Raw genomic sequence first — 3,301 nt, forward strand, 5'->3', positions numbered from 1 at the left:
ACGACGAGGAAGGTGACACTAGATTGCCTGAAACTTAAAACTTTGCAACGGAGCCCAGGTAACTAGCCACAATCTCTTGCAGTTCGTTATTGGCTTTCATTTCTTCAATTCTCGCATCGATGTAGGCTTGCATTTCTGGATCAATGCCCGGGGAGTACGCGAGATGAATTTGGTAGTTTGGGATCATGTTATTGATTTTTTGAAGCTTATAATCTTCAGGGGTAAAGCCGAGACGTTTTAGGTGGTATTGCAGCCTAAGATCCATTTCGACAAAACCGCCGGCACCTTTGAGTCTATCCACGACACGCAGTGCAGAGTCATAGTTCTTGACGCGGATTTCACTGACATCCCCTTTTTTAATTTTCTTATCTAATCCCGGATAATCAAAACCGAAAAGTAAAATAGCGACTTTGTCTTCAAGATCGTCGGTATCTTTATAATTAAACTCTGACTTCGCCCCGCTTAAAATACTGTGTTCAACTTCTAATATGGGAGATTTCGACAAATTGGCGGCTTGCATGTCTCCCCAAAGAGGGCTGCCATAGGTAATCCAATTCGCGTTTTGATTTTTGCTTAGCTCTGCAATCATGCGGTTAAACGGGTAGGTATGAATCTCCAGTTCGTATTTTGACCCCTTGAGTGCCCTTTGCACTATTTCAGTCACGATACCACGGTGATTTTCACCACTGTCTTGTATTTGCAATGGCTCTGACTGGTTTTGAATGACGTAATAATCCAGTGAGGCAGCAAAGACGGATGTGCTGAAAACAACAGAGAAGACAGCGGAAAGAACGGGGTAGACATGCTTTGTTAATCGGGCTTTTGGTTGGCGCATATTATCGGCACTCTCATTTTGTGAAACAACGCTATCATTAAAAATGTATGTTCCTTTTTTAAGACACTTTTAAGACACTTTTAAGCCTAGACTATGTTGAATCAAAACGAGAGTTTACGACCACCTGTGAGCATGGCTGCGAGGTTGGTTGGGCGAATTTTGCTGGTATGTACGTTACTTGCTTTTCTTGTAGCAGCATTCGCGCTGTACCTTGATTATCAGGCACGCTATGAACAATCGCGTGAGAATGCGGAGCTGATTCAAAAGACAGACCTACCCGCAGTGGCCAGCAGTGTGTGGCAGGAGGATGTTGAGCAGCTCAACGTGGTCACTGACGGTATTTTCCGAAATCCGGATGTGGCGTATGTGGTTGTTTACGATCAGAACCGTGTATTGGCGGAAGCCGGACAGCCACCGTCAGAGCCAAAATTAACTTACCAATGGCCGATTAAATACGCACAGTTCGGGTCAGAGTTCGAGCTGGGTTACATCAGAGTCGACGTCAGTCTTCAGCATCTCTACAACAGCCTGACCGAAAGGTTTATCACGTTGCTTCTCTTTTTGGGGGCAGCCACGCTGGTGCTCGGTGGGTTGGTATTTTTGATTGTTTACGTTGAGGTAGTTCGCCCCCTGATTTGGGTATCTAAAGGCGTAACCAAGTTTGATGTCGACAACATGCCCGAACCCATAGAGCCGCCTCATAAAGGCATGGGGGAGGAGCTGATAAGGCTCTACACCCAATACAACAATACCGTAGAGAGAATGCGGAACAACAGTCAAGAGTTGAAAGAATCCAAACGCGTCGCGGAACGAGCAAACAAGAAGAAAAGTGAATTTCTTGCCAATATGAGTCATGAAATTCGGACGCCTATGAATGGCATTATCGGCATGGCTTCGCTGCTTAAAGGCACCAAGCTTGATGAGGAGCAGCGTGAATTTATCGACATGCTTGAAACGTCGTCCCTCACCTTGCTTGATATCATCAATGACATCCTCGACTTTTCAAAAATCGAAGCGGGCAAGCTGGAACTGGACACCGTTGAACTCAACGTGTTTGAGCTGAACAAAGACATCGAGCAGATGTTTAAGCTTCGCACGAAAGAAAAGAGTATTGATTTTGAATGCCATGTGGATCCAGACCTAACGCCATTGTTGATGGGGGATGCACCAAGGCTTCGTCAGGTCATGATTAATTTGGTGGGGAATGCGGTCAAATTTACAGAAAAAGGCAATGTCAGGGTTAATTTTCAAAATGTGGGTGAACGCGGTGATTTTTGTACCGTGCTGTTTGAAGTGTTTGATTCAGGCATCGGTATTCCCCAAGAGAAGCTAGAAACCATCTTTGAAAAGTTTGAGCAAGCAGATGGTAGCACGACTCGCAATTTTGGCGGGACAGGGTTAGGGTTGGCTATCTCGAAACAAATTGTGGAACTGATGGGCGGTGAGTTGACCGTTGAAAGTCAGGAAAATAAAGGCAGCCGCTTCTTCTTTACGGTAACTTTTGAGCGAGCGCAAGAGCCTGAAGCTACGCCGATTGATACCCTTTTGTTTGCGGATACGGAGATGTTGTTGGTTGACGACAGCAGACTCAATATGCGCATTACCAGTATTCAGCTCGGAAACCTCGGGTGTCATATCACGTGTTGTGTCCGTCCTGAAGACGCCGAGGAGATGATTGCGGAGCGTATTGATACCGCGAAGCCCTACAAACTCGTTATCTTAGATAAGTTGATGCCGAGTGTGGATGGGTTCTCGGTAGCGTCTCAGTTGAGAAAACGGTTTGGAAACCGGTGCCCTAGTTTAATGATGATTACCGCAGCCCCCGAAGTGCATGACAATGTCAAATTGGGCACGCTCGGCATCGAAGGTTATCTCTCTCGCCCCTATAAATTCAGTGACTTAAAAAACACAATTCTCCGCGTGTTAAGAGGCCAGCAGCCTCAATTGGGGGTGATTTCAGAACTGCATCAGTCGAATGCTGGAGAAGTTAGCCAACTTTCAGGCTCGTCGTCTCATTTTGTAGGGCGCATATTGGTGGTGGAAGACACGAAAGTAAATCAGCGTGTCACGCAAGCCATGCTCACTAAATTAGGGGTAGAGGTTGTGATTGCGGAGAACGGGAAAATTGCGGTTGAATACTGCGAAAATGACGCCTTTAATCTGATCTTTATGGATTGCCAGATGCCAATAATGGATGGTTTCCAAGCGTCCCGCTTAATAAGAGAGCACCATTTAGCAGATCATGCCCCCATTGTTGCGTTAACGGCGAATGCCACCGCAAAAGACAGGGAAGAGTGTTTAAAATCGGGTATGGACGACTATATCGCGAAACCCGTTAGTAAGGCGGATCTTGAACGTATGTTGCGCTTGCATCTCCCGACGTTAGAACAAGGAAAGGCGCAAACGGGCTCCGTTGCAAAGTTAGTAGAAGGCCGCTGAGACCCTAGGTTATCCTGAGTTAAAAAG

2 protein-coding genes are annotated in these 3,301 nt (G+C 46.2%); one reads left to right on the forward strand and one right to left on the reverse strand.

What is annotated here, in order from left to right; all coding sequences use genetic code 11:
• Positions 1 to 34: 34 nt before the first annotated feature.
• Positions 35 to 835 carry a substrate-binding periplasmic protein gene (locus B5D35_RS23170; protein WP_078754759.1) on the reverse strand — a complete coding sequence of 267 codons (801 nt, stop codon included), beginning with the start codon at positions 833 to 835 and terminating at the stop codon, positions 35 to 37.
• 93 nt (positions 836 to 928) lie between these two features.
• Here B5D35_RS23170 and B5D35_RS23175 point away from each other — a divergent pair, with 93 nt between their 5' ends.
• Positions 929 to 3,274, forward strand: coding sequence for a response regulator (locus B5D35_RS23175; protein ID WP_078754760.1), 2,346 nt, complete (start codon positions 929 to 931; stop codon positions 3,272 to 3,274).
• Positions 3,275 to 3,301 lie beyond the last annotated feature (27 nt).

The organism is Enterovibrio nigricans DSM 22720 (genome assembly GCF_900167155.1).
GTDB lineage: Bacteria > Pseudomonadota > Gammaproteobacteria > Enterobacterales > Vibrionaceae > Enterovibrio > Enterovibrio nigricans.

Coding starts and splice junctions, on each gene's coding strand:
- B5D35_RS23175 (WP_078754760.1), top strand. CDS start 929: ATGTTGAATCAAAACGAGAGTTTACGACCACCTGTGAGCATGGCTGCG.
- B5D35_RS23170 (WP_078754759.1), bottom strand. CDS start 835: ATGCGCCAACCAAAAGCCCGATTAACAAAGCATGTCTACCCCGTTCTT.